The sequence below is a fragment of the Brevundimonas sp. TSRC1-1 genome (genome assembly GCF_049898245.1).
Classification (GTDB): domain Bacteria; phylum Pseudomonadota; class Alphaproteobacteria; order Caulobacterales; family Caulobacteraceae; genus Brevundimonas; species Brevundimonas mediterranea_A.
Genome location: NZ_JAFCXI010000001.1, coordinates 990509 through 1014308 on the forward strand (window position 1 = coordinate 990509; position 23800 = coordinate 1014308).

The 23800-nt window shown below is 68.8% G+C and carries 26 protein-coding genes; 15 read left to right on the plus strand and 11 right to left on the minus strand.

All coding sequences use genetic code 11. The features are described from left to right. The first annotated feature begins 190 nt into the window (after positions 1-190). A complete protein-coding gene (locus ACP7CK_RS04930) occupies positions 191-331 on the plus strand; it encodes a hypothetical protein (protein WP_426025295.1) in 141 nt (46 codons plus the stop codon). Between the two features lie 11 nt (positions 332-342). Beyond that, positions 343-1152 (plus strand): universal stress protein, encoded by an 810-nt coding sequence (locus ACP7CK_RS04935; protein WP_426025296.1) that lies wholly within the window; start codon positions 343-345, stop codon positions 1150-1152. Here the strand turns inward: ACP7CK_RS04935 and ACP7CK_RS04940 are convergent. Both ACP7CK_RS04940 and ACP7CK_RS04945 read right to left on the minus strand, forming a co-directional pair. Further along, positions 1142-3682 (minus strand): cation-translocating P-type ATPase, encoded by a 2541-nt coding sequence (locus tag ACP7CK_RS04940; protein WP_426025297.1) that lies wholly within the window; start codon positions 3680-3682, stop codon positions 1142-1144. The two genes, ACP7CK_RS04935 and ACP7CK_RS04940, sit on opposite strands and share 11 nt — an antisense overlap. 14 nt (positions 3683-3696) lie before the next feature. After that, complete coding sequence (locus ACP7CK_RS04945) at positions 3697-4581, minus strand: universal stress protein (protein ID WP_426025298.1); 885 nt, start codon at positions 4579-4581, stop codon at positions 3697-3699. Between the two features lie 75 nt (positions 4582-4656). Between ACP7CK_RS04945 and ACP7CK_RS04950 the strand changes: the two genes are divergently transcribed. The 9 genes from ACP7CK_RS04950 to ACP7CK_RS04990 all read left to right on the plus strand — a co-directional run bounded on the left by ACP7CK_RS04950 (position 4657) and on the right by ACP7CK_RS04990 (position 10117). Beyond that, positions 4657-5511, plus strand: coding sequence for a universal stress protein (locus ACP7CK_RS04950; RefSeq protein WP_426025299.1), 855 nt, complete (start codon positions 4657-4659; stop codon positions 5509-5511). Positions 5512-5535: 24 nt separating this feature from the next. Further along, positions 5536-7104 carry an MBL fold metallo-hydrolase gene (locus ACP7CK_RS04955; protein WP_292147523.1) on the plus strand — a complete coding sequence of 523 codons (1569 nt, stop codon included), beginning with the start codon at positions 5536-5538 and terminating at the stop codon, positions 7102-7104. A 10-nt stretch (positions 7105-7114) separates the two neighbouring features. Further along, positions 7115-7615, plus strand: coding sequence for a DUF2267 domain-containing protein (locus ACP7CK_RS04960; RefSeq protein ID WP_292147524.1), 501 nt, complete (start codon positions 7115-7117; stop codon positions 7613-7615). A gap of 7 nt (positions 7616-7622) precedes the next feature. Next, positions 7623-8102: a host attachment protein gene (locus tag ACP7CK_RS04965; RefSeq protein WP_426025300.1), complete on the plus strand. Its 480-nt coding sequence runs from the start codon at positions 7623-7625 to the stop codon at positions 8100-8102. A gap of 76 nt (positions 8103-8178) precedes the next feature. Then, the gene (locus ACP7CK_RS04970) at positions 8179-8640 is read left to right on the plus strand and encodes an Hsp20/alpha crystallin family protein (RefSeq protein WP_426025301.1); all 462 of its coding nucleotides are present in this window, start codon (positions 8179-8181) and stop codon (positions 8638-8640) included. A gap of 23 nt (positions 8641-8663) precedes the next feature. After that, positions 8664-8948, plus strand: coding sequence for a nitroreductase family protein (locus ACP7CK_RS04975; protein WP_426025302.1), 285 nt, complete (start codon positions 8664-8666; stop codon positions 8946-8948). Further along, positions 8938-9225 (plus strand): hypothetical protein, encoded by a 288-nt coding sequence (locus ACP7CK_RS04980; RefSeq protein ID WP_035306595.1) that lies wholly within the window; start codon positions 8938-8940, stop codon positions 9223-9225. Before ACP7CK_RS04975 ends, ACP7CK_RS04980 begins: the two co-directional genes overlap by 11 nt. A gap of 68 nt (positions 9226-9293) precedes the next feature. After that, positions 9294-9653 (plus strand): c-type cytochrome, encoded by a 360-nt coding sequence (locus ACP7CK_RS04985; RefSeq protein WP_426025303.1) that lies wholly within the window; start codon positions 9294-9296, stop codon positions 9651-9653. Then, positions 9650-10117, plus strand: a complete 468-nt coding sequence (locus ACP7CK_RS04990; RefSeq protein WP_372704616.1) for a pyridoxamine 5'-phosphate oxidase family protein — start codon at positions 9650-9652, stop codon at positions 10115-10117. Before ACP7CK_RS04985 ends, ACP7CK_RS04990 begins: the two co-directional genes overlap by 4 nt. A 7-nt stretch (positions 10118-10124) precedes the next feature. Here the strand turns inward: ACP7CK_RS04990 and ACP7CK_RS04995 are convergent, their stop codons facing one another. From ACP7CK_RS04995 to ACP7CK_RS05015, 5 genes are all read right to left on the minus strand, one after another. Next, the gene (locus ACP7CK_RS04995; RefSeq protein WP_372704615.1) at positions 10125-10748 is read right to left on the minus strand and encodes a sensor histidine kinase; all 624 of its coding nucleotides are present in this window, start codon (positions 10746-10748) and stop codon (positions 10125-10127) included. Positions 10749-10821: 73 nt separating this feature from the next. Next, positions 10822-11190, minus strand: a complete 369-nt coding sequence (locus ACP7CK_RS05000) for a response regulator (RefSeq protein WP_081836113.1) — start codon at positions 11188-11190, stop codon at positions 10822-10824. 66 nt (positions 11191-11256) lie between these two features. Continuing rightward, entirely contained in the window at positions 11257-11847 is a 591-nt protein-coding gene (gene fixJ / locus ACP7CK_RS05005) for a response regulator FixJ (protein ID WP_035306590.1), read from the minus strand. Further along, on the minus strand, positions 11840-13312 hold the full coding sequence (locus ACP7CK_RS05010) for a PAS domain S-box protein (RefSeq protein ID WP_426025304.1): 1473 nt from the start codon (positions 13310-13312) through the stop codon (positions 11840-11842). The genes fixJ and ACP7CK_RS05010 overlap by 8 nt, the downstream gene beginning before the upstream one ends. 45 nt (positions 13313-13357) lie before the next feature. Then, a complete protein-coding gene (locus ACP7CK_RS05015) occupies positions 13358-13993 on the minus strand; it encodes a helix-turn-helix domain-containing protein (protein WP_426025305.1) in 636 nt (211 codons plus the stop codon). 155 nt (positions 13994-14148) lie between these two features. Between ACP7CK_RS05015 and ACP7CK_RS05020 the strand changes: the two genes are divergently transcribed. The 4 genes from ACP7CK_RS05020 (at position 14149) to ACP7CK_RS05035 (ending at position 19177) form a co-directional block, all read left to right on the plus strand. Beyond that, entirely contained in the window at positions 14149-14769 is a 621-nt protein-coding gene (locus tag ACP7CK_RS05020) for an NAD(P)H-dependent oxidoreductase (protein WP_426025306.1), read from the plus strand. A 105-nt stretch (positions 14770-14874) separates the two neighbouring features. Next, entirely contained in the window at positions 14875-15606 is a 732-nt protein-coding gene (locus ACP7CK_RS05025; protein ID WP_292147533.1) for an ABC transporter ATP-binding protein, read from the plus strand. After that, positions 15603-17972, plus strand: a complete 2370-nt coding sequence (locus ACP7CK_RS05030) for an ABC transporter permease (protein ID WP_154726045.1) — start codon at positions 15603-15605, stop codon at positions 17970-17972. The genes ACP7CK_RS05025 and ACP7CK_RS05030 overlap by 4 nt, the downstream gene beginning before the upstream one ends. Positions 17973-17974: 2 nt before the next feature. Then, positions 17975-19177, plus strand: coding sequence for an efflux RND transporter periplasmic adaptor subunit (locus tag ACP7CK_RS05035; RefSeq protein ID WP_292147535.1), 1203 nt, complete (start codon positions 17975-17977; stop codon positions 19175-19177). 49 nt (positions 19178-19226) lie between these two features. On the opposite strand, the gene ACP7CK_RS05040 is transcribed toward ACP7CK_RS05035, so the two are convergent. Genes ACP7CK_RS05040 through ptcA form a run of 4 tightly spaced genes read right to left on the minus strand, consistent with a single transcriptional unit; the run spans position 19227 to position 23759 of the window. Then, entirely contained in the window at positions 19227-20129 is a 903-nt protein-coding gene (locus ACP7CK_RS05040) for a carbamate kinase (protein WP_426025307.1), read from the minus strand. A gap of 1 nt (position 20130) precedes the next feature. Then, entirely contained in the window at positions 20131-21255 is a 1125-nt protein-coding gene (gene aguA, locus ACP7CK_RS05045) for an agmatine deiminase (RefSeq protein WP_426025308.1), read from the minus strand. A gap of 31 nt (positions 21256-21286) precedes the next feature. Then, positions 21287-22708, minus strand: a complete 1422-nt coding sequence (locus tag ACP7CK_RS05050) for an APC family permease (RefSeq protein WP_426025309.1) — start codon at positions 22706-22708, stop codon at positions 21287-21289. Further along, the gene (gene ptcA, locus ACP7CK_RS05055) at positions 22701-23759 is read right to left on the minus strand and encodes a putrescine carbamoyltransferase (RefSeq protein ID WP_426025310.1); all 1059 of its coding nucleotides are present in this window, start codon (positions 23757-23759) and stop codon (positions 22701-22703) included. The genes ACP7CK_RS05050 and ptcA overlap by 8 nt, the downstream gene beginning before the upstream one ends. Between the last annotated feature and the right edge of the window lie 41 nt (positions 23760-23800).

Sequence of the window (23800 nt, forward strand, 5' to 3'; positions counted from 1 at the left end):
GGCTGGCCAACTTATGGTCCGGACCGCCTGCATGCGTTTGGCGGCGCCGGCCACATAGGCGGCGCGTCGTCGGATATCCTCCGCAGTCGAGGCGTCCGACGAGCGCCGTCAGAGCCGCAGAGTCTTGATATTGGTCAAGGCCGCCTCCCGGATATCTGCTGATCTGCCCAGCGATCACTAGGAGACGGCCATGACGCTCAGCACCGAGGACGTGATTCACGCGTTTGAAGAAAGTGTTCACATCGAGCTCACCCGCAACTTTGGCCGCTTCGAGGGCGACGCCATCGACGCCTTCCTTGCGCGCCAGACCGGCGCGTCGAGCCTGGCTTGAGGAGTACGGCTATGACCCTGCGCAGCGTTATGTTCCACCTTGATGACGGCGACGCGCCGCTGCGCTTCGCGCCGCCGCTTCTGCAGTTCGCCCGGGACTACCAGGTGCGCGATCTCGTCGCCGCCGCCCCTGGGCGGCTGCCCGATCCCTTCGTCGCCGCAGCCTTTCCCCTCGCACAGGCGCAGGCGCGAGAGCGTGAGATGTACGACCTGATCGAGTCGCTCCAACAGGCCCTGTGCGAGGCGGCCGACGGGTTCGCGCTCGACTTCCGCAGCGCCGGGGTTCTCGATGTGACGGCCTACCTGCTCGACCAGGCGGCGCGTTGCGACCTGATCGTGACGCGTCAGCACCGTGCGCTGGACACCGATCTGGGTCAGGCGGATCTGAGCCGTCTGGTCCTTCAGGCAGGCCGACCGGTGCTGGCCGTGCCGAGGTCCGCCGAGACCCTGCGGTTCAGACGGGTCCTGATCGGCTACAAGCGCTCGCGCGAAGCGCGCCTCGCTCTATCCGCCGGACTGCCGCTGATGTCGCGCGCCGACCGTATCCTGGTGGCGGCGCTGGGGGAGGGGACGACCGCACCCCAACTGGCGGACGCCGTCGACTTCCTCAAGGGGCACGGATTGCCGGCGGAGGGCTGGCAGAATACAGACATAGCGGACGCCGATGCGGCGGAAGGCTTGCTGCAGATCGCCGAAGACGACGACAGCGATCTTATCGTAGCGGGCGCCTATAGTCGCGGCCGACTGAGGGAAGTCGTCCTGGGCGGCGTCACCCACGCGCTGTTGCAGCAGACCGGACGCGCCTGCCTGCTCATCCACTGAGCGGCGCCGTCTCCGGGACGGCCGCCCTGTGACCAGGACTCCGGTCCTTCCCCGTGAAGTCGCCGGCCAGACGGGCCAGCACGGCCCACCCGCCGCCCAGGACTGCGACCGCGACTGCGGCGGCCAGAAGCGCAGGGCCGGGCGGCTGGAGGGCGAACATCCGGGCGAGGGGCGGCACGGCGAAGATGAGGCTCATCGCCCCCGACATGAGCAGGACGATGACCCAGTAGGCGCGTCTCTGGCGCGCGAAGATGCGCGCAGAGGCGGCGGAATCGACCAGGCCGAGCATCAGATTGCCCCCGATCAGGGCCAGGAAGGCGGCGCCCCGCGCCTCGGCCTCGGTCGCCCAGGACAGACCCCAGACATACAGGCCGAGGACCAGGACGAGGACGCCCGCGCCCTGGGCCAGGGCGGCGATCACCTGCCTCGGTCCGAACAGCGGCGATCCCGCCGGACGGGGGGGACGGCGCATGGCGTTCGGCTCGGAGGGTTCCGCCTCGAACACCAGGGCGCAGATCGGATCGACCGCAAGCTCGAGCAGAACGACATGGAGGGGAAACAGCAGCGGCGGCAGGCCCAGAAGGACCGGCGCGAGCGCGAGGCCGGCGATGGGGAGGTGGATGGCCGTGACATAGGTCAGGGCCCTTTGCAGGTTCGCGAAGATGCGGCGTCCGAGCCGCACTCCGCCGATGATGGAGGCGAACCGGTCGTCCAGCAGGACGATGTCCGCCGCCTCGCGCGCGACATCCGTGCCCCGCTGTCCCATGGCGATGCCGATATGGGCCGCCTCCAGAGCGGGGGCGTCGTTGACGCCGTCTCCGGTCATGGCGACCACGCCGCCCACCGCCTTGAAGGCCTGGACCAGCCGCAGCTTCTGGTCGGGCGTGACCCGGGCGAAGATGCGAACGTCCCTGACGCGGCTCGGAAGGGCCTCCTGCGACAAGGCGGCGACGTCCTGGCCGGTCATGACGCCGGCGGTCTCGTCCAGACCGGCCTCGCGGGCGATGGCCAGAGCCGTGGCCGGATGGTCGCCGGTGATCATGGCGACGGCGATCCCGGCTTCGCGCGCGTCCCGCAGCGCTGCAGCCGCGTCGGGGCGCAGCGGATCGACAAAGCCCAGCAGGCCTTCGTAGATGAAGACGGCCTCCCAGGGATCGTCAGGAAAAGACTCCGAGGTCCGGCAGGCGGCGACGGCGAGCACGCGCAGGCCCTCGCCGGCGAGGCGGTCCACCGCGCGAAGCTGCGCGGCGGCCTGGTCCGGGGTCAGGCGGCACAGCCGGAACACGGCTTCCGGCGCGCCCTTGGCGGCCGCGAACGCGCCCTCCGGTCGGGACCAGAGCTGCACGACCACAGGCTTCTCCGGACGCAGCGGCCAACTCCTGACCGGATCGGACTCCGGCGCCGCGCTGAGGCGCAGCACCGCCCGATCCATGGGGTCGATCGACCGGCGCGCCGAGGCCAGGGCGGCGGTTCTCAGCACGGCGGCGCCGGAGGCGGGCAGGCCGTCGGCGATCGCATGGTCGACGCCGTCGACCGTCAGCCGGACCAGCTCCATGCGGTTCTCGGTCAGGGTTCCGGTCTTGTCGACGCACAGCAGGGTGACGCCGCCGAGCGCCTCAACGGCGGCGGCGCGGCGCACGAGGACATTGTGACGCGCCAGCCTCCAGGCGCCGAGGGCCATGAAGACGGTGAGGATCATCGGGAATTCCTCGGGGATCAGCGCGATGGCGAAGGTCATCCCCGCCAGGATCGCTTCCATCCAGTCGCCGCGCGTCAGGCCGTAGGCCGCAGTGATCAGGGCGCAGAAGACCAGGGCGGCCAGGCCCAGAAGACGCACGAGCCGCCCGGACGACCGTTGCAGGGGCGTGGGCTCGTCGTCCATCTCGGCCAAGGCGCCGCCGATCCGCCCCAGCGCCGTGCGAGGTCCGGTCAGGATCACTTCGGCGACCGCGTGCCCTCGCACGATCAGGGTTCCCGCGAACAGGCGCGCATCGTCGCCCGCGCCGCCGGGCGTCTTCAGCACTGTGGCGGATTCCCCCGTCAGGGCGGATTCGTCCACGCCCAGCATGTCGCCCCCGAGGAGGCGGCAATCTGCCGGGAGTCTTTCACCCTCTCCGACGAGGACGAGGTCGCCGGGCACGAGTTCCTGGGTCGGAATGCGGCGTTCGCGACCGTCCCGGATGACGCGCGCGGACGGCTGGGCGAGGGTCCGCAGCGCCGCCAGGGCGCGCTCGCCGCGAAGGTCCTGCACGACCACAAGGGCGAGGGTCACCAACACGCCGCCGATCAGGAAGAGGCCCTCGCCCTGATCGCCGATCACCAGATAGAGAAGCGCCGCCGCGGCCACGAGAAGCAGCATCGGCTCGCGCGCCGCGTCGTAGACGCTGGCCCGTATCGTTCGGTTTTCAGGTTGCTGAAGGCTGTTCGGCCCGCCGCTCTCGAGACGGCGGCGCGCTTCGGCCTCCTCGAGGCCGCGCCTGTCTCGCGGGGACGCCACGACATCCCAGGCGTCGGCGAAGTCTGGCGGCATGCGTCCGGGCGAGCCTAGTGCGCGAGGAGCAGGCACAGGTCGCTCCGATCCAGAAGCGATCGGGTCACGCCTCCGAGAACCCACTCCCTCAAACGGGAATGACCGTAGGCGCCGGCGACCAGAAGGCCGCAACCTGTCTCCCTGGCGTGGTCCAGCAACCGGTTCCCTGCCGCAGCGTCTTCGGTGGACAGGATCTCGATATCGACCTCGATCCCGTGACGCGCGAGAAAGGTCGCGACCTCGACGAGCGCGGCCTGGGCGTCGCCGCGATCCTCCCCGGCGCAGACCTGGGCCAGACAAACGGCCGACGCCTGCTTGAGCAGGGGAACGGCGCCGGCGACCGCCCGCCGGGACTCTCGCGTGTCCTTCCAGGCCACCAGGGCCGGCCGGCCGAGCGCCGGACCCGCACTGGAAGGGACGATCAGGACCGGGCGTCCGGCGCTCATGACGATATCGACGGGATTCGACCGGCCATAGGGCGGCCTGGGGATGCGGCCCGGCATGACGATCAGGTCCGCGAGGCGGGCGTGCTCGATCAGAACGTAGGCGGGCCATCCGATCCGGCCGCGCCAATCGACGGCGAGACCCTCGGTCAAGGCGCGAAACCGTCTTTCGGCCGTCAGGAGCTCCGCCTCGGCGGTCGCCTCGTAGTCGCTGAGCAAGACCGTGAGCGCGGCGCCGCCGGTGAAGGGGTCGTCGCCGATCAGCGGCGGAACGGCCACGGTGCACACGCCAGTCAGAGTGGCCGAGAACCGCGCGGCAAGTTCAACGGCCTGGCGGACGGCGGCGTCGCCCGCCTCTCCGGACTCCACGGCGACGATCAGGCTGGCGTAGGTCATGGCGTTCTCCTTGGACAGGAGGATGACGCCTTGCGGGGCGGGGGCCTTGATCAGGGTCAAGCGGCCGATTGACATTGATCAAGGTGGAGGCCGGAGGGCGCGCCCAGGGTGTCAGTCATCAGGGAGAAGCGGAACATGAGCCTGAAGCGCTTGGTGGCGATCACGGACGGGCGCGCTGGCGACGGCGAGACCTTGGCCTTCGCGGCGGCCTTGGCTGCCCAGCACGAGGGGAGTGTGGAGGTTCTGCCGGTCTATCCGGACATGGCCGTGGACATGGTGACGCTGGGATTGACCCTCGGCTCCACCCTGTCGCAGGAGGCGATCGACGAATTGGCCCGGGCGCAGCTCGAACTGCAGCGCCGCATCGAGGCGACGGCCGCCCGTGCCGCAGCCGACCATGACGTGGTCTTCGGCGCCGGCGACGGCGCCCCCCGGATGGCGGTGCTGGAGCGCGGGCTGCGGCCGGCCCTGGCGCTGACGCGCATTCTGGCCCTGTGCGACCTGGTCGTCATGGGACAGGCCTATGCGGCCGGCGCGGGGCGCGACGCACTCGCACAAATCCTGCTCGACCTGCGCGCGCCGGTCCTGGTCGGCCGTGGCGATCCAGCCAGGCTGGACGGCCCGGCCGCCATCGCCTGGGACGGCAGCCCGCAGGCGGGGCGGGCCGTCCGCGCCGCCCTGCCGCTTCTGGCCATGGCGTCGGGGATCCATATCCTGCAGTGCGTGTCCGGCCTCGACAGGTCCACAGCTGACCCGGATGTCGATCGGCTCAACGCCTATCTGAAGGCCCATGGCGTCGGCGAAGGGGTCGCGGTTCTGGTGGAGGGTGAGGAGGGGCCGGCCCTGGTCGGCGCCGCGCGCTCGCGCCGTTCGGGCCTGCTGGTCGCGGGCGCCTACGGCCATTCGCGGCTGCGCGAGACTATGTTCGGCGGCGCCACGCGGGCCTTCCTGAAGGACGCGGACGGGCCGAGCCTGGTCCTGGCGCACTGACGACGTGATGGATAGATTCTGCGCGTGAGCCTCACCCTGACTTTCCACGGCGCGGCGGAATGCGTGACCGGCTCCTGCATGCGGCTGGACACCGACCATGGCCGGTTCTTGGTGGATTGTGGCATGTTCCAGGGGCCGAAGACGCTGAAGACGTTGAACTACGAAGCCTTTCCCTTTGACCCGGCTTCGATCGACGGCGTCTTTCTGACCCATGCACACATCGACCATTCCGGCCTGCTGCCCAAGCTGGTTCGGGCCGGCTATCGCGGGCCGATCTACGCCACCCGCGCGACGCGCGATCTGTGCGAGGTGATGCTGGCCGACTCCGCCGAGATTCAGGAAGGCGAGGTCGAGCATCTGAACCGACGCAAGCTGCGTCGCGGCGAAAAGCCGGTCGAGCCGATCTATTCGACCGTCGACGTGGATCCCGCGCTGCGCCTGTTCCAGACGGTGAAGTTCGGCGAACGGTTCGCGGCGGGGCCGGGCATGGAGGCGACCTGGTGGCCGGCCGGGCATCTGCTCGGCGCGGCGTCGATCGAACTGGCGATCGCGGCAGGCGGGGAGACCGTCCGCCTGCTGTTCTCAGGCGACCTGGGCTCGGGGCGCCAGCCCTTCCTGCCCGCACCCGACGGCCCCCGCGACGTGGACCATGTGATCCTGGAGAGCACCTATGGCGACCGCGACCGCGAGGATCTCGACCTGGAGGGACGCCGCGCAGGGCTGGCCGAGGAATTGCGGGCGGCCAAGGCGGCCGGGGGGCCGCTGCTGATGCCGACCTTCGCGGTCGGACGGGCGCAGGAGCTGATCCTCGACCTCCTCGCCGTCATGGACGCCGACCCCGCGCTCGCCGGGGAAATCTACCTGGACTCGCCGCTGGCCATTGAGGCGACCGACGTCTTCCTGCGGCGGGGCTGGAATCCGGACGCCGGCTCCAATCCGTTCGAGGCGTTGCGTCATGCGACGCGCCTGCATCATCTGCAGCGGCCGCAGGAGAGCGACGGCCTGGAGCGCATACGGGGCTGGCACGTGATCCTGGCCGGCAGCGGAATGTGCGACGCCGGCCGGATCCGTCGCCATCTGAAGCGGCTGCTGTGGCGACGGGAGACGACGGTGCTGATCACCGGCTTCCAGGCGGCGGGAACGCTTGGCCGCCTGCTGCTGGAGGGCCGGCCGATCCTCCGCATCCAGGGCGAGGACATCCGGGTCGGGGCGCGGATTCGCACCCTTGACGCCTATTCCGGCCACGCCGACGCGACGGATCTCGTGAACTGGCTGAAGGCGCGCGGACAGGTGGGAGGAAGCGTCCTGCTCGACCACGGCGAACCCGTAGCGCTGGAGGCCCTGCGCGCAAGGCTGGCCGACGGAGGATGGAGAACGGCCGTCCCGGCCATGGACGACGCCTTCGTCCTGACGAAGACCTCGGCCGAGCGCCTCGTCGGGGGGCGGCCGCGCCTGGCGCCGGGACAGGCGGCGCGGCTCGATTGGCACAACGATCGGGCCGACTTCCTGGTGCGCCTGAACGAGGTTTTGCAGGCGCAGCCGGACGACGGCGCGCGGACGGCGCTGTTGCAACGGCTTGGTCGTCTGCTGTGACCGACGGCGCTTGACCGAAATCAAGGCGGCCGTCCGGCAGGCGTCGATGCTGCGACGAAAGGAGGAGGACGTCATGAGCACCGGGCTTCCCGTCTTCGACACGACGGTCCAGGAGACGAATGAATGGCTGCGCGCCGTCGAGACGCGGTTGCCGCCGTGCAGTCGGGTCGAGGCCTACGGGGCCACGCGCGCCGTGCTGCAGGGGTTGCGCGACCGGCTGCCGCTGGCGCTGGTTCTTGGCCTGTCGGCGCAGCTGCCGATGCTGATGCGAGGTTTCGTCCTGGAAGGCTGGCGTCCTGAGGAGGCCGGCGGCCCGCGGGATCTCAAGACCTTCCTCGACGACGTCGAAGGCCGGCTGCCGCCCGGGTTTCCGCGCGAGACGACTGCGGCCGCGCAGGCCGTGTTCGCGGTCGCCGCCGAGCGGCTCGATCCGGGCGAGGTCGACAAGATCATTCGACATTCGCCGGGTGCGCTACGCACGCTATGGCCGGTCGAAGCCGGGGGGAGGTGAGGTCGTCATGCGCAAGGGACTGCTCTTCGTGCTGGCCGACGGCGGGCGCGCCCGGTTCGTGGAACGGGACGTCGAGACCGGCGCCTTCGTCACCCTGGAGGCCATCGACAATGCGGCCTCGCTCCGTCGTCTGCGCCGCGAACTCCGCGCCAGCCCGCCGGCCCGAACCTTCAACAGCGTGGGACGGCTGCGGCACGCCGTCGGACGGGAGGATTATTTGCGCCCCGCCAAGGAGGCCTTCGTCGCCGCCGTCGCGAGCCGCGCTGTGGAACTGGTGCGACGGCGCGGGCTTCAGGGCGTGGTCTTGGCTGCGCCTCCGCAACTGATCGGGCCGCTGCGACGCCGGTTCCGCGACGGCCGCGTCGCGCTTGTGGCGCGCACGATCGGCAAGGACCTGACCCGGGAACCGGACCATGCGCTCGACACCTGGTTCGAGCGTCTCGGCCGGGGGCGGCTGCTGGGGCCGCTGACGGGATATTCGAGCTGATTTGACGCTTATCAAGACGCGTCGGCGGCGCATCGGGAATTGTCGTGGCGTTCAAGCCATTCAAGGAGATTTTCTCATGGCCTCCCACCCGACATCGCCTTCCGTTCCCGCCAGGTCGGCCGTTCCTGGTCCCCTGGGGCCGATCCAGCGGGAATTCGACCGACTGTTCGACCGCTTCGCCGGCTGGAACATCGGCTCCGACCTCGCCGTCTCGCCGCGCATGGACGTCACGGAGACCAAGGACGGCCTCGAGCTGAGCATCGAGCTTCCAGGCCTGACCCAGGCGGAGGTCAAGGTCGCCGTCGAGGACGAGGTGCTCACCGTCAGCGGCGAGAAGAAGGCGGAGAAGACCGTCGAGGAGAAGGACTATCGCCTGTCCGAGCGCAGCTACGGCGCCTTCTCGCGCTCGATCGTCCTGCCGCGCAGCGTCGACGCCGACAAGATCACTGCGGTGATGAAGGACGGCGTGCTGAAGATTTCCGCGCCCAAGGACGGCCAGGCGACGACACGGACCGTCGCCATCCAGGCGTCGCATTAGGCCGTCGCGACCGGGAGGGCGTCATGGACGCGCGTGACGCCATTCGAGGCCGCCGGGCGGTCCGTCTTTACCGCGACGTCCCTCTCGGTCGCGATCTCATCCAGGGGGTGGTCGAGGACGCCGCCTGGGCGCCCAGCGGCATGAACCAGCAGCCCTGGCGCTTCTTCGTCATCGAGGGGCGCGAACGGCTCGCCCGGTATTCTGCGAGCCTATGGAGGGGGCTTCAGAGCATCTTGATATCGGTCAAGGTCATCGTCGGCCAAACGACCATGATCCCCCCGATGAAAGGAGTTTTCCATGTCCCATGAACGGTCTGAAACCCATAATCCCCACGATGCCGCCGCCCGTCTGCATGATGCGGTTGATGAGCGAACGGCGGCCTTGCGGAAGTCCGCCAAGCGCTGGCGAAAGGCGGGGCGCAGGGAAATGCGGCGCCTGAGACGCGAGGTCGAGGCGGGCGCGGAGCATCTGGGCGATCAGGCGCGCGCGCGGCCGGTGACGAGCGGCGCGATTTTCGCTGGTCTGACCGCCTTCGCCGCCCTTGCTGGGTGGGCCGCCTGGCGCAGCCGACGTCCGGACGCCTGAGGCGCGCTCGCCCCTGAACACGGCGCCGCCTCGGACAAGAGCCAAGCTGACAATTGGAGAAACAGCCCATGATCCGCGTTCATCTTGTCGCCCTGGTGTTGATCAATCTCGCAGCGGCGGCTGCCGCTCAGGAGCCGACGGTCGAGCGGACGGTCCAGCGGGACGCGGCTGATCGGGGCGGCTGGGTGGCGCGGCGGACCTGCGCCAGTTGCCACGCCGTGGCGCGGACCGGAACCAGTCCGATGGAGACGGCCCCGCCCTTTCGCGACATCGTGCGACGACGGTCCCTGTCGGAGCTTGAGAACCGCTTCGTCGACGGTGCGATCGCCGACCATCCGCCGATGCCGGACTATGTGTTCCGGGCGCGCGAGATCGACGACCTGATCGCCTATCTGGAATCGCTCCAGGCGGAGGAGCGCACGCCGTGACCGAGCGTCATCCCGCGCCGCCCGAGGTGGTTCGCCTCGCGGTCCGCCTCCTTGACAGCCAGAGGCTGGCGACGGTCGCGGTCAACGGCGCCGACGGCTACCCCTGGGCGGCGACGGTCGGCTATGTGAACGAAGGCCTGACCCTCTATTTCGTCTCTGCGCGCGACAGTCTTCGGACCGAGCGTCTGGCGGCGGACGATCGGACGGCGGCGGTGGTGCGGTCCGGCGCCGACTCTTCGGACGCCCTGGGCGTCGCCATGACCGGGCGCGCCGCAGAGGTTCTCGACCCCGAGCTCGTCGCGCACGTCAACGACCTGGTTGCGAAGCGCAGACGCGATCAGCATGCCTTCGGCGCCGCCTCCAACGCCGTGGCGCTTTTCCGTTTCTCGCCGGAAAGCCTGAGTCTCGTGACGGTGAGCGACGGCCGCAGCGCGCCCCGTCGTTTCCGGCTGGATACTGTTTAGCCAGGCTTCACACAGGGAGGACCAGTCGGACCCACGTTCCGGAACCGCTTGTCTCATAGGCGAACTGGCCTTCCAACTGACGACACAGGCTGCGCACCAGCGACAGGCCGAACCCTTCCGGCAGCCGACCGTCGGCCGCGCCTTCTCCGTCGTCCGTCACGGTCAGCATCAGGCTTTCTCCGGCGGGAGCCAGCAGGACGGAAACCCGGCCGGAGCGTCGCGCCAGGCCATGCTCCAGGGCGTTGCCGACCAATTCGGCGGTCACCGCCGCGAGAGCCGAGGCGCGCTGGGCGTCCATCGTGGAGGGGTGGACGTCGATGCGGATCTCGGCGTCCCGATCCAACGCGTCGAGTTCCGCCACGTCCCTGCAGACGTCGCCGAGCAGATCGTCGAGGCGGACGGTCCCGCCGTTGTCCTGCAGGCGCTGGTGTAGACGCACGACGGTCTGGACCCGGCGACTTGCTTCCAGGAGGACGCCGGCGGCTTCCGGCCGCGCCGAACGCCCTTCGAGGCGCAGGAGGCTGACGACAGACTGCAGGCTGTTCCCGATCTGGTGATGAGCCGCGCGAACAGCGTCGCGCGCGTCCTGACTTTGCAGCGGCATGGCGATCTCCTTGTGGTTGTCGGCCAAGCTACCCTTCGCCGGCAGGTCGGCTTTTGATCCAGGTCATGCGCGGACGAGGCGCGCCCTGAAATCCGCCGGACTAGGGCCGGACCACGTCGGCGAGCCAGGCGAACAGACCATCATGAAGCCGGGTCTTGTCGAAGATCGGGACGCCTGCGGCCCGCGCGCGGTTCTCCAGGTCCGTGGGCGGGTGAGTCGTGATCAGGGCGGCAGGCCCCGCTACCCCTTGCTGACGGAGCAAGGACAGAAGCTCGAGCCCCTGAACATCGGGAAGATTCTGGTCAAGGATCAGGGCGGCGGCGGATTCGACATCCTGAGCCAGCGCATGGGCGGCGTTGACGGCCAGGACGACGGTGAAATTCCTGGTTTCGAGGGCGAAGGCGAGCGCGGCGCGGACAGCGGGGTCGTCTTCAACGAGCAGAACGACCGGTGGTGGAGATAGAGACATGGACGGCTTCAAAGTGAAGCCTTTGGTTAACGCGTCTGGCGTCCAACCGCATTGATCTGGCGCAAGTCAGAGGCCGGCGGCCAGGGCGATCCGCATCAGCTCCGCCATGTTGTGCGCGCCGGTCTTGCTCATCAAATTGGCGCGATAAATCTCGACGGTCCGCGGGCTGATGTCCAGTTCGAAGGCGATCACCTTGTTCAGCTTGCCCTCCACGACTCCGGCCAGGACGTCCCGTTCGCGGGGCGACAGCGAAGACAGCCGGGCCTCGGCCTCGCGCCGGGCGGCGTCCGGCTGCGGCCGCTCGGCGAGGGCCGACCTGACGGCGTCGACCAGGTGTGCGTCGCTGAAGGGCTTCTCCAGGAAGTCGTGCACGCCGGCCTTCATCGCCTGGACCGCCAAGGGTACGTCGCCGTGTCCGGTGATCACCACCACGGGCGTCTGATCGCCCTCGTCGCGGAGCCGTTTCACGAGTTCGAGACCCGTCATTTCCGGCATGCGGATGTCCGTCACGATGCAGGCGCCCCGGTCCTCGACATCGGCCAGGAAGGCGGTCGCTGATGCATGAAACTGCGCGTCGAGCCCGTGGGCCTCAAGAAGAAAGGCCAGCCCCTGGCGAACGCCGTCATCATCGTCGATGACATGGATTCGGTCACTCATCTGCGGTCTCCTGGTCCGCTGTCGGCAAGGTGAAGATGAATCGGGCTCCGCCTTCCGGCGGATTCTCGGCCCAGATGCGGCCGCCGTGCGCCACGATGATCCCCCGGCAGATCGACAGGCCGATTCCCATGCCGTCCGGCTTGGTCGTCACAAAGGGCTGAAACAGCCGTTCAAGAACAGTCTCCGGAACGCCCGGCCCTGTGTCGGAGACGGTGAAGCGGACCATATCGCCGTCGTCCTCCGCCACGGCGATATGGAGCGCTCTTTTCGGCGCATCCCCCATGGCGTCGATCGCGTTGCGGATCAGGTTTAGGGCGACCTGCTGGACCTGCACCTTGTCGACGATGACGGGGCCGGTGTTCCGGTCAAAGGCGAGATCGACCCGCATCCCCTGGTCCTTGGCGCCCACGAGGGCGAGGGCGCTCGCCTCCTCCATGAGTTTCACGGGGTCCGCCAGAACATGCTCGGTCTCGCCCTTGGCGACGAACTCCCGCAGGCGCTTGATGATGTCGCCGGCCCGCAAGGCCTGATCTCCGGCGGCGGACAGGGCGTTCCGCACCTTGTCCAGATCCGGCTGCGGCGAGGCGAGCAGGGTCGCCGAACCCATGGTGTAGGAGGCGATGGCGGACAGGGGCTGGTTCAACTCGTGGGCGAGGGCGGCGGCCATTTCACCCATCGCGGTGAGCCGGGAGACATGGACCAGTTCGGACTGCAACTCCTGAAGCCGCCGCTCCTGCGCCCGCCGTTCGGTCAGGTCCCGGACGAAGCCGGTGAAGAAGCGGCCAGTCCCGATCCGCGCCTCGCCGACCGCCAATTCCATCGGGAAGGTCGAGCCGTCCTTGCGCTGACCAACGACGATGCGGCCGATGCCGATGATACGCCGTTCTCCCGTCGTCTGGTATCGGCCGAGATAGTCATCGTGCTCGGAACGGTAGGGTTCAGGCATAAGAAGACAGACATTCCGGCCGATCGCTTCCTCGGCGCTCCAGCCGAACAGTCGCACGGCCGTCGGGCTGAACGACTGCATGATCCCGGCCTCGTCGATGACGATCATGGCCTCCGGCACCGTCTCGAGAATGGATTGCAGGTGCGCCTGCCGGCTCTCGGCCTCGCGGGCGCCTCGCCGCAGTCGCTCCCCGACCACAGCGATCGCCGGCGCCATGACGAGGAAGACCAAGGTCTCGATCCGGTTGGCGGGGCCAAGCCAGAACGCCTCGTCCAGGACCAGGGCGTTCCCGATCAGGCACAGGCCCGCAGCCCACAGCGCCGGGCCCCGTCCGCCCAGGGCCGCCGCCGCGAGCATCACAGGGACATAGAGCAGCAGGAAGCTACGGTCATTGAAGGCCGGATCAGCCAATAGACGCAGAAGCAGGGCGATCAGGGCGCCAAAGACTGCAACCGCATAGCCCCAGCGGTCGGGCGTACAGTGCAGAATGGACGGCCGGATTTCCAACGCCTCTCCCATGCTCCAGGTTTTGGGAGAGTATAGCACGTCTCGGAATGCGGCGGTTCAGAATGCGGCGCTGGCGGCGAGGCTGGTCGGCCGAACTACGTTGAAGCGACGCGCGCCGGTGAAGCGGATCAAGCCATCCGATTGGAACCGGCTCAGCATCCGTGAGACGGTTTCGATCGTCAGGCCGAGGTAGTCGGCCATGTCCTGCCGGCTCATCGGCAGGATCGACGCGTCGCCCGAGCACCGCGCCTGGACGTCCAGAAGGAAGCGGGCCACCTTCTCTGCGGCAGTGGTCCGGCCAAGCAGCAGCATGTGAGACTGCGCCCGAGCCAGCTCCGACCCCGCCGCCGCCCACATCAGCCGGTCGATCTGGACGTCACGGCCGGACGCCGGGGAGGTTCGACGGATCATGGCGATTTCACAAGACGTGAGGGCTTCCGCCGAGAACCGGTGCGCCGACGACAACTCCAGGCCGAACACTTCGCCTTCGTAGTAGAAGTCGCCGATCTGGCGGCGTCCATCTGCCAGCAGGTGGGAGGTCCGCACCGCGCCGCGGATCACGCGGTAGATCAGGTCGGCGTCTTCGTCCTGGGCGTAAATCTCCTTGCCCTCGGCGAAACTCATCCGAGCCGCGCCGATCCAGGCGTCGTGGCCGATCGAACGGGCGGAGGCGAAGCTTTCAGCGGCGCTCATCGTCTGGTTCTCCCTGTCTGACCCGATCTGAGTAGAGAGCCGCCAATCTGCGCGACATTCAGGAGCGGCCCCTAAGGGTCGGTACGGAGGCGATCGAAACGCCCCGCCTTGAGCGAGATCAAGGCCGCCGCCCGTCGGTGGGGCATGGTTGGATCATGACCCAGTCCCTCCACATCGCCGTCATCGCCGCCCATCCTCGCCGCCGCAGCTTCACATTGGCGATGGCGACCGCCTTTGCGGACGCGTGCCGCGCCGACGGGGCGGTCGTGGAGGTGCGCGACCTCTATCGTCTGGGCTTCGATCCGCGACTGCGCGCGCGGGAGATGCCGGACCATCCCGGTTACGCGCCTCGGGCGGATGTCGTGCGCGAGCGCCAGGCGATCGGCGACGCTAATGTTTTCGCCCTGTTCTATCCGCTCTGGTTCAATGCGCCGCCGGCTATGCTGAAGGGCTATGTGGATCGCGTCTTCGGGATGGGCTTCGGCTATTCGCCGATCCAGCGCGGCGGCAATCAACCTCTGCTGGTCGGGCGCAGGCTCGTCAGCTTCACCTCTTCCGGCGCGCCTCAGGACTGGGTGGAGCGTAGCGGCGCCTGGGCCGCCATGCAGAAGCAATTCGACGAGCATCTCTCGCTCATGACTGGCCTGAAGATCGAGGGTCGTCACAACTTCGGCGCCATCGGGCCAGGACTGGCTCCAATACGGTTCAAGGAATGTTGCGCCGAGGTCGACCGCCGCGCCCGCCGACTGACGGCCAGCCACACACCGACCGCCTAGGTTCTGCGCACCCTGGGGCCCTGTTGACCTCCATCAAGTCGCGCCTTCACTCGCAGTGGCATCGTTCGAACATGCCCGGACAGGGTCCGCCTGGTCTCAAGCTTCATGTCCTCGCCCCTAGCAGCCTCTGACGTCGCGATCGCCTTCGACATCCAGGGGCTGACCAAGGTCTATGAGACCGAGGCCGGGGCCGTGCATGCGCTGCGCGGCGTCGATTTCCAGATCCGCGAAGGCGAGACCCTGGTGCTGATCGGTCCATCGGGTTCGGGAAAATCGACCCTGCTCAACATCCTCGGGGGTCTGGATCGTGCGACGGCGGGCTCGGCGAAATTCAGGACCTTCGAGCTGACGGGCGCGTCCGACGCGGCGTTGACCCGCTACCGACGGGCGTCCGTGGGTTTCATATTTCAGTTCTTCAACCTCGTGCCGAGCCTGACGGCCCGGGAGAATGTGGCCCTGATCACCGAAATCGCGACCGACCCGATGTCGCCGGAAGAGGCGCTGGAGCGGGTGGGGCTGGCGGATCGGATGGATCATTTCCCGGCGCAGCTGTCCGGGGGGCAGCAGCAACGCGTGGCGGTGGCCCGCGCCATCGCAAAACGGCCGCAGCTGCTGTTTTGCGACGAGCCGACCGGTTCGCTCGACAGCGAGAGCGGGATCCAGGTCCTGGAAGCCATCGCGGAAGTGACCGCCGCCGTGGGAGCCACCACCCTGATCGTGTCGCACAACGCCGCCATCGCGGACATGGCCGACCGGGTCGTCAAGTTCCGGGATGGACAGATCGCCGAGACGATCCGGAACAGCCGCAAGATCGCGCCGCGGGAGATGCGCTGGTGAAACCTTCGTCGCTGGATCGCAAGCTCCTGCGCGACCTCTGGCGCATGCGGCTGCAGGTGCTCGCCATCGCCCTGCTGATCACATGCGGGGTTTCGGTCGCCGTCATGAGTTTCTCGGCCCAGGAGGCCCTGGTCGTCGCCCAGGGCCGCTACTATGAGACGACCCGGTTTGCCGACGTCTTCGCCCGCGTCAAGCGCGCGCCTCTGGCCGCCGCCCGGGAACTGGCGACCATCGACGGCGTCGTCGCGGTGGACGCCCGCGCGGTGAACTACGGCCTGATGCAGATTCCGGGGCTGACGCGTCCGGCCACGGCCCAATTGATCTCTCTCCCGGACGATCCGCGGCAGGCGCTGAACAAGCTGGTCCTGATCCAGGGCCGGTATCCCGAGCCCGGGCGGACCGACGAGGCCCTGGCGCTCAAGACCTTTCTCGACGCCGCGCACATTCAGATGGGCGAACGGGTGACCATGGTCATCGACGGTCGTCAGGTCGCCTTCAAGGTGGTCGGCGCCGCCCTGTCGCCGGAGTTCGTCTATGTGCCCGGTCCTGCCTCCATGATGCCGGACGAAGCGCACCAGGGCGTGTTCTGGGCGCCGAGGACCACGGTCGAGAAGGTGACGGGCCTGGGCGGAGCCTTCGCCATGGTCTCGCTCAAGCTTGCGGCGGGCGCGCGCGAGGCGGCCGTTCTGGCGGCGGTCGACCGCATTCTCTCTCCCTATGGAGGGGTTCCGGCGGTGGGGCGCGCCGACCAGGTCTCGAACCGGTTCCAGCAGGATCGCATCGACCGGTTCGGCATCGTCGCCTGGGTCATTCCGCCGGTGTTTCTGCTGGTGGCGGCGGCTTTGGTGCAGATGGTTCTGGGGCGTCTGGTGCAGAGCGAGCGCGAACAGATCGGCCTGCTGAAAGCCTTCGGTTACGGCGATATCGACGCGGCGGCCGTCTATCTGAAGATGGCTGCGCTGATCGGCGTGGTCGGAGCGATCGGGGGCGGACTTCTGGGCGCCTGGATGGGCCGGGTCATCACCGAGCTTCTGGCGCAGTACATGCGCTTTCCGCGCCTCGACCTGCAGTTTTCCTGGCAGGCCTTTCTTGTGGCCTCGGTCTTCTCCGTCGCGGCCGCCCTGGGCGGATCGCTGTTCGCCGCCAGGCGCGCCGCCCGCCTCGAACCGGCGGTGGCCATGCGCCCGCCGGCCCCGGCGGCCTATCGCAAAGGTTTCCTTGAACGGATTCCGTTATGGGAGCGGCTGGACCAGTCCAGCCGGATGATCGTCCGCAATCTCGAGCGTTTTCCGACCCGGGCCGTATCGACGCTGCTGGGCCTGGCGGTGAGCCTGGCTCTGCTGGTCGGTTCGCAATTCATGTTCGGCAGCCTCAACGAGGTGATCGACCAGGCCTATTTCCGGGCGCGCCACTGGACGGACGCCGTGGCCTTCGCCGAGAACCGAGGCGTGGTCGCGGTGGCGGAGGTTCGACGGCTGCCGGGCGTGGTCGCGGCCGAAGGCGAGCGCTACGCCGCCGCGCGCATCCGCGCCCACGGTCGCGAGGAACAGGGGTACGTCGCCGGCCTTGAGCCGGACGCGGTGCTCTCCCTGCCCATCGACGCGGATGATCACCGCGTGCCCTTCAAGGGGCGGGGCTTGATCCTTTCGGAATCGCTGGCGGGACGTATGGGCGTCAAGCCGGGCGACCTGGTGGAACTCGAGGTCAGCGAGGGCCGGCGTCCCCGGGTGGTGCTGCCGGTTACGGGGACCACGCGGGACTACGCGGGCTTCTCCACCTATATGGACCGCCGGGCGCTCGGCCAGATCATGGGCGAGGGAGACCTGGTCAATCTGGTGACCCTCCAGGTCGCGAGCGACCGTCGCGCCGAATTCTACCGCTCCGTCGTGGGCGCGCCCGCGATCGTGGGCGCCGCGTCACGCGCGGATACGGTCGAGGCGTATCGGACCAATTTCATGCGCATCCTGAACGACGAGATGACCTTCTTCGCGGGCTTCGCCGCCGCCATCGCTTTCGGAGTCGCCTATAATGTCGCCCGGATCGCGCTCGCCGATCGCAGCCGTGATCTGGCCACCCTGCGGGTTCTCGGCCTCGACCAGTCGGAATGCGCCTACATCCTGCTGGGTGAGCTCTTCCTGTTGGCCCTCGTGGCCATGCCTCTCGGCGTCATTGGCGGCGTGGCGCTCGCCAGGACGCTCGTCGCGGCCTTTGCGGAGCAGGAGATGCAACTTCCGATGATCATCACCGCGCACGGCTACGGCGTCGCCGTCTGCGTCTATTTCGCCGCCGTCCTGGCCGCCGCCGTTCTCGTCGGTCAGCGTATCTGGCGCCTTGACCTTGTCGCCGCCCTCAAGACCCGGGAGTAATCATGGCCGCAAAACGCAACACACGCTGGATCGTCATGGGGGGGCTGGCGCTCGCGGCCGCGGCGATTCTGGCGGTCCTGTTCGCGCCCCGTCCGGTCACGGTGGAGGCTGCCGCCGTGCATCGCGGGCCGATCGCGGAAACCGTCTCGGACCAGGGGTGGGCGCGTGTACGTCAGGCCTATGTCGTGTCGGCCCCGGTCAGTGGTCATCTGACCCGGCTGCCGCTTGAGGTGGGCGACGCCGTGATCGCGGGGCGCACGGTCGTGGCGACCCTGCGCCCCGCGCGTTCTGCCTTTCTCGATCCACGCATGCGCGCCCAGGCCGAGGCCTCCATTTCAGCTGCGCGCGCGATGCTGGCCCAGGCCGAGGCGCAGCGCCTTCAGTTCAGGGCCGAGGCTGACCGGGCGGCGAGGGCGCAGGCGCGGCTGGAGCCGCTGGCGGCGCAGGGCGTCGTCTCACGCCAGGGTCTGGAGAACGCCCAGGCGGCGGCCACATCCGCGCGCGAGGCGCTTCGGGCGGGTGACGCGGCGGTTCTCGCCCGGCGCGCGGATGTGGCGGCGGCCCAGGCGGTTTTGACCGGTCCCGAAGCAGCGGGCGCCGGCCTGATCCCCATCACGTCCCCGACATCCGGCGTGGTGACGGCCCTGCTGCAGCAGAGCGAGCGCGACGTCGCCGCCGGCACGCCGCTGGTGGAGGTCGGGGCGACCGCAGGGCTGGAAGCGCAGATCGAATTCCTGTCCCAGGACGCCGTCAGGATCCGGCCGGGCGACCGGGCCGAGATTTATGACTGGGGCGGCGCCGCAGACCTTCCCGCCGAGGTGCGGCTGGTCGAGCCGCAGGCCTTCACAAAGATATCTGCTCTGGGGATCGAGGAGCAGCGGACGCGGGTCATGCTGCGTTTCACTGGTCCTGAATCCGGCCGCGCGGGGCTCGCGCCCGGCTATCGCGTCTGGGGACGGGTGTTCCTGCACGAAACCCCGTCGGCGGTGATCGCCCCGGCCGGTGCGCTGGTGCGCGACAGCGGAGGATGGGCCGTGTTCCGGATTGAGCAGGGCAGGGCGCGTTTGCGTCCGGTCAAGGTCGGGGCGATCACGGACCGGGACGCGGAAATTCTGGAGGGCGCAGCCGACGGCGATTCGTTGGTGGTCTTTCCTTCGGACCAGGTGCGGGACGGCGTCCGGGTGAAGGCCCGGCGCGCGGGGTGACGTCCGGCCGAGCTTCGTCGGCCGCACAGCGACGCCATTCCGAACGATGTCAGGGTCGGATACGGGTGCCCGATGCGCCGGCCAGGAGGCCGTCGATGTCGTCCAGCGTCCCGATCAGGGCGGGCCGCCCGGTCTGAAGCGCAAAGCCGCACGCGGCGCGCACCTTGGGCGCCATCGAGCCCTCGGCGAAGTCGCGGCCCAGCAGGTCTTCCGCCCGGGCGTCCCGAACCGCTCGCGCATGGGGCCGCCCCCAGTCGAGGTAGACCGCGTCGACATCGGTGAGGATCAGCAGTTCGTCGGCGTCCAGCCGCGCGGCCAGCAGGGCCGCCGCCAGATCCTTGTCGATCACGGCCTCGACGCCATGGCGGGACCCGTCCGGGGCGTCGGCGACCGGAACGCCGCCGCCGCCGGCGCAGACGGTGATCACGCCGGTCCCCACCAGCCGGGCGATGGTCGCCGCCTCGACGATCTCGAGCGGCGTGGGCGAGGCGACGACGCGTCGCAGTCCGGAGCCGTCGGGCGCGAAGGTCCAGCCCCGCGCCGCGCCCAACGCCTTGGCCACGTCCGACGCATAGACCGGGCCGATCGGCTTGGTCGGCCGAAGAAAGGCGGAATCGGCGGAATCCACCCGCGTCTGGGTCAGCACCACGGCGACCTCGCGGGCGGGAAGGGCGTTGCGCAGCGCCTGAGCGATGACATAGCCGACCATGCCCTGGGATTCCGCTCCCAGCACGTCGAGCGGCCAGCCAGGGGCCGCCTCATAGGCTTCCGCCTCCAGCGCCAGGAGGCCGATCTGGGGACCGTTGCCGTGGACCAGGGCGATCTCGTGACCGTCGCACGCCCGGCCCAGCCCCGGGGCGGCCGCCGCCATGGTGCGCCGTTGATTTTCGGCCGACAGCGGCTCGCCCCGGCGCAACAGGGCGTTGCCGCCCACGGCGATCACGCGCCGCATGTCACCGGGGCCGACTTGCGGCGCGCTCGCGCGCCCCCAGCGGTTCCTGCTGGGTGATGCAATGGATGTTGCCCCCGCCCAACAGGATCTCCCGCGCAGGCACGGAGAGGATTCGCCGGTTCGGGAACAGTCGGGCCAATGTCTCCATTGCGGGGGCGTCCTGCGGATCACCGAAGGCAGGCGCGACCACCACCGCGTTGGCGATGTAGAAATTCACATAGGAGGCCGCCATCCGGTCGCCGGGCTCGCGCGGCAGGGTGCCGGCCACCTTGTCGACGCCGGCGGCCTCTTCAGCGGTGATCAGCACCGGCGCCGGTTGGTGCAGCTTGTGCACCCGCAGAGGACGCCCGCGGGCGTCGCGATAACCCGCCAGGCGCTCCAGCGCCGCGGCCGAGCGGGCGTACTGCGGATCGGCGCGGTCGTCCGTCCAGGTCAGCACGACCTCGCCGGGGGCGACGAAGCGGCACATGTTGTCGACGTGGCCGTCGGTTTCGTCGAGATAGACGCCGTGCTCCAGCCACAGCACGGTTTCGACGCCGAGGTAGTCGCGCAGCGACTGCTCGATCTCCTCACGGGTCTTGCCGGGGTTGCGGTTGGGGTTCAGCAGACACTCCTCGGTCGCGAGCACCGTTCCTTCGCCGTCGACGTCGATCGAGCCGCCCTCCAGCACGAAGTCCGGGGCGTAGCGATCGTCGCGCTCAAGTTCGATGACCTTCTCGCCGACCAGATCGTCCTGGTCCCATGGGAAGTAGAGGCCGTCGGTCAGGCCGCCCCAGGCGTTGAATTTCCAGTCGACGCCGCGCACCACGCCCTGGTCGTTGACGACGAAGGTCGGGCCGCAGTCCCGGATCCAGCTGTCGTTGCTGGTCATCTCCACGACCCGCACGCCCGGCGCGAGCATGGCGCGCGCGATCACATACTGGGCGGGCGAGACGCAGACCGTGACCGGCTCGCCTTCGGCGATCGCGGCCGCCACCGCAGCGAAGGCGTGCTGGGCCGGCTTGGCGCCGCCCCGCCAATTGTCCGAACGCTCGGGCCACAGCATCCAGCAACCGATATGGGGCTCCCATTCGGCGGGCATTCGGAATCCGTCGGCGCGGGGCGTGGTGTCGAGAACCTCAGACATGGCGGACCTTTTCGGAAACGAGAGATTGGGTTCAGCGGACCGGGCCGGGGGGCGGTCCGCGCCGGTTGGCCTTCATCACGCCGATGACGATCTCGCCGAGCCCCAGGATCAGCAGCACGCCGGCCAGGATCGGGCCGGTCTTGCGCCAATCCACCGGCTGTCCTGGAACCCAGAGGAAGAAGAAGATCGCCTGAACGATGAACAGGGTGCAGACCAGCGCCATGACGCTGGCCCCGATCGCGCCTCCGGGAACCCGGTAGGGACGGGGCGTCTCCGCGTCGCGGGCCCGAAGACGCAGGAAGGCGGGGAACAGGACCAGGTAGGGCAGCAGGAAGATGACCGAGCTGAAGGCGAACAGCGACCAGAACAGGTCCTCGGCGCTGCTGGCGAAGACGCCATAGACGACGATCACGAAGGTCGAGACCAGGCCGGTGAGGAGATAGGCTCCGACCGGGGTCTGGTTGGACTTGCGCAGCCGCCCGAACACGGTCGGCAGTTCGCCGTCGGCCGCTGCGGCCTGGGCGGTGCGGTTGGCGCCCATGGACCAGGTGACCAGATTGGCCAGGATGGTGAAGACCGCCCCGACGCCGATGAGGAGGATGATCACGTCCAGCCCCGGAGCCCCGGCCATCAGCGACCTCAGGGTGTCGAGCAGGCCTTCGATCAGGCCGATGTCCTTGACGGGCAGGGCCACGAGAATGCCGAAGGTCGCCAGCAGGTAGAAGCCCGAGATCAGCAGGCCGGCCGTGATGACCGCGATCGGCACGTCGCGGGCGGGGTTGCGCATCTCTTCGCCGGCCCCCGAGACCAGTTCGAAGCCCATGAAATTGTAGACAATGACCGGAAGGAAGGCGAGACCGGCGCCCCATTGCGGGATCAGGCTCGGCCAGGACAGGTCGTTGGCCGGTCCCCGGGTGGTCAGGACGTAGATCCCCGCACCGCCGATCAGCAGCATGATGGCGGCCTTGATGACCGCCCCCAGATTGGGCACCCATTTGGCCGTCGCCAGGCTGGTGACGCCGATCAGGACGGTCAGCCAGGTGGCCCCGATCCCGATGCCGATCTTGCCCCACAGGCTCATCTCGACGCCTGCGATCTGGGCGACCAGTCCGGCCATCAGGATGTATCCCGACGGCATCCACAGGGCGACGTTGACCCAGTAGTACCAGGTCGTGCGCGCCGCCCAGCGATCGCCGAAGGCGCGCCGGATCCATTGCTGGATGCCGCCCTCGCCGGGATAGGCCGCCCCCAGTTCAGCGGTGATCAGGCCGTAGGGGATGAAGAACAGCAGGAAGGTGATCACCCACCACGACAGGGCCGAGGGGCCGATCGCCGCCGATGCGGCCAGGGTGTCGATCACCAGGATGGCGCAGACGGTGAACAGGGTGACGTCGAACAGGCCCATGACGCGCTTGAAGCGCGGGCGCGGCGTGGCGGAAACAGCGTCAGACATGGCGGTCGACCTCCGACAGGAGAGCCGGCGAAGCCGGCTCGGTGAGGGGATGGTGCTTGAGAAACTCTGCAATGCGCCCGGCATGCCAATGCGAGCGCGCGGCCGACCGCGGCTTCAGGCGCGGGGCGACGAAGGCGGCGAGAATGGCCTTTTCCGCGTGCAGCCGGTTCTCGGACTGGTCGTAGATGATCGAGCGAGGGCCATCCATCACGGCGTCCGTCACCTCGACGCCTCGCGAGGCGGGCAGGCAGTGCATGAATTTGGCGTGCGCCGGGGCATGGGCCAGCAAGGCCTCATTGATTTGGTACCGGGGCATGAAGGCGGCGGTGCGCTCAGGGATTTCGGCCTCCTGGCCGACCCACCACCACAGGTCTGTATAGACGAAATCCGCACCGGCCACGGCGGCCTGCGGATCCTCGGTGACCGTGAAGGAGCCGGCGGACGCAGCGCAGTTGGCCCGGGCGATCGCCTGCCACGCCTCGGGGGCCTGGTAGCGGGCGGGCGCGCAATGGGTGAAGTTCAGGCCCAGCCGGGTGCAGATCATCATCAGCGACGAGCAGACATTGGTCGCGTCGCCGATGAAGGCGACCCGCAAATCCTCGAGCCGTTTCCCGTCCGGACTGTGCTCGATCATGGTGAAGACGTCGCACAGCACCTGGGTCGGGTGATTGTAGTCGGTCAGGCCGTTGATCACCGGGACGGTCGCCCAGCGCGCCAGTTCGGTCACCGTGGCGTGTTTCAGGGTCCGCGCCTCGATGGCGTCGACCATCCGGCTCATCACCCGGGCGGTGTCCTTGATGCTCTCGCGAACGCCGAGGTGAATCTCCCCGGGCTTCAGATAGAGGGCGTGCCCGCCGAGCCGCGTCATGGCGACCTCGAACGAGATGCGGGTTCGGGTCGAAGGCTCCTCGAAGATCATCCCGAGGGAGGCCCCCGCCAGCAGAGGCGGCAAGCCTCCCTGTCTGTCGGCGGCCTTGAGCAGGCCGGTCAGCTCCAGCAGCGACCGGAGCTCTGTGCTCGTGAAATCTTGCGTGTCGATGAAATGACGCATCGTCCTGTCCCGCGCTTCGAGCCCTGGATACTAGGGGCAAG

Excerpts from the sequence above, each read along its gene's own strand:
- ACP7CK_RS04940 (WP_426025297.1), bottom strand. The coding sequence starts at position 3,682 with ATGCCGCCAGACTTCGCCGACGCCTGGGATGTCGTGGCGTCCCCGCGA.
- ACP7CK_RS04985 (WP_426025303.1), top strand. The coding sequence starts at position 9,294 with ATGATCCGCGTTCATCTTGTCGCCCTGGTGTTGATCAATCTCGCAGCG.
- ACP7CK_RS05020 (WP_426025306.1), top strand. The coding sequence starts at position 14,149 with ATGACCCAGTCCCTCCACATCGCCGTCATCGCCGCCCATCCTCGCCGC.
- ACP7CK_RS04975 (WP_426025302.1), top strand. The coding sequence starts at position 8,664 with ATGGACGCGCGTGACGCCATTCGAGGCCGCCGGGCGGTCCGTCTTTAC.
- ACP7CK_RS05015 (WP_426025305.1), bottom strand. The coding sequence starts at position 13,993 with ATGAGCGCCGCTGAAAGCTTCGCCTCCGCCCGTTCGATCGGCCACGAC.
- ACP7CK_RS05025 (WP_292147533.1), top strand. The coding sequence starts at position 14,875 with ATGTCCTCGCCCCTAGCAGCCTCTGACGTCGCGATCGCCTTCGACATC.
- ACP7CK_RS04935 (WP_426025296.1), top strand. The coding sequence starts at position 343 with ATGACCCTGCGCAGCGTTATGTTCCACCTTGATGACGGCGACGCGCCG.
- ptcA (WP_426025310.1), bottom strand. The coding sequence starts at position 23,759 with ATGCGTCATTTCATCGACACGCAAGATTTCACGAGCACAGAGCTCCGG.
- ACP7CK_RS05040 (WP_426025307.1), bottom strand. The coding sequence starts at position 20,129 with ATGCGGCGCGTGATCGCCGTGGGCGGCAACGCCCTGTTGCGCCGGGGC.
- fixJ (WP_035306590.1), bottom strand. The coding sequence starts at position 11,847 with ATGAGTGACCGAATCCATGTCATCGACGATGATGACGGCGTTCGCCAG.
- aguA (WP_426025308.1), bottom strand. The coding sequence starts at position 21,255 with ATGTCTGAGGTTCTCGACACCACGCCCCGCGCCGACGGATTCCGAATG.
- ACP7CK_RS05000 (WP_081836113.1), bottom strand. The coding sequence starts at position 11,190 with ATGTCTCTATCTCCACCACCGGTCGTTCTGCTCGTTGAAGACGACCCC.
- ACP7CK_RS05035 (WP_292147535.1), top strand. The coding sequence starts at position 17,975 with ATGGCCGCAAAACGCAACACACGCTGGATCGTCATGGGGGGGCTGGCG.
- ACP7CK_RS05010 (WP_426025304.1), bottom strand. The coding sequence starts at position 13,312 with ATGGGAGAGGCGTTGGAAATCCGGCCGTCCATTCTGCACTGTACGCCC.
- ACP7CK_RS04965 (WP_426025300.1), top strand. The coding sequence starts at position 7,623 with ATGCGCAAGGGACTGCTCTTCGTGCTGGCCGACGGCGGGCGCGCCCGG.
- ACP7CK_RS04970 (WP_426025301.1), top strand. The coding sequence starts at position 8,179 with ATGGCCTCCCACCCGACATCGCCTTCCGTTCCCGCCAGGTCGGCCGTT.
- ACP7CK_RS04950 (WP_426025299.1), top strand. The coding sequence starts at position 4,657 with ATGAGCCTGAAGCGCTTGGTGGCGATCACGGACGGGCGCGCTGGCGAC.
- ACP7CK_RS05050 (WP_426025309.1), bottom strand. The coding sequence starts at position 22,708 with ATGTCTGACGCTGTTTCCGCCACGCCGCGCCCGCGCTTCAAGCGCGTC.
- ACP7CK_RS04930 (WP_426025295.1), top strand. The coding sequence starts at position 191 with ATGACGCTCAGCACCGAGGACGTGATTCACGCGTTTGAAGAAAGTGTT.
- ACP7CK_RS04980 (WP_035306595.1), top strand. The coding sequence starts at position 8,938 with ATGTCCCATGAACGGTCTGAAACCCATAATCCCCACGATGCCGCCGCC.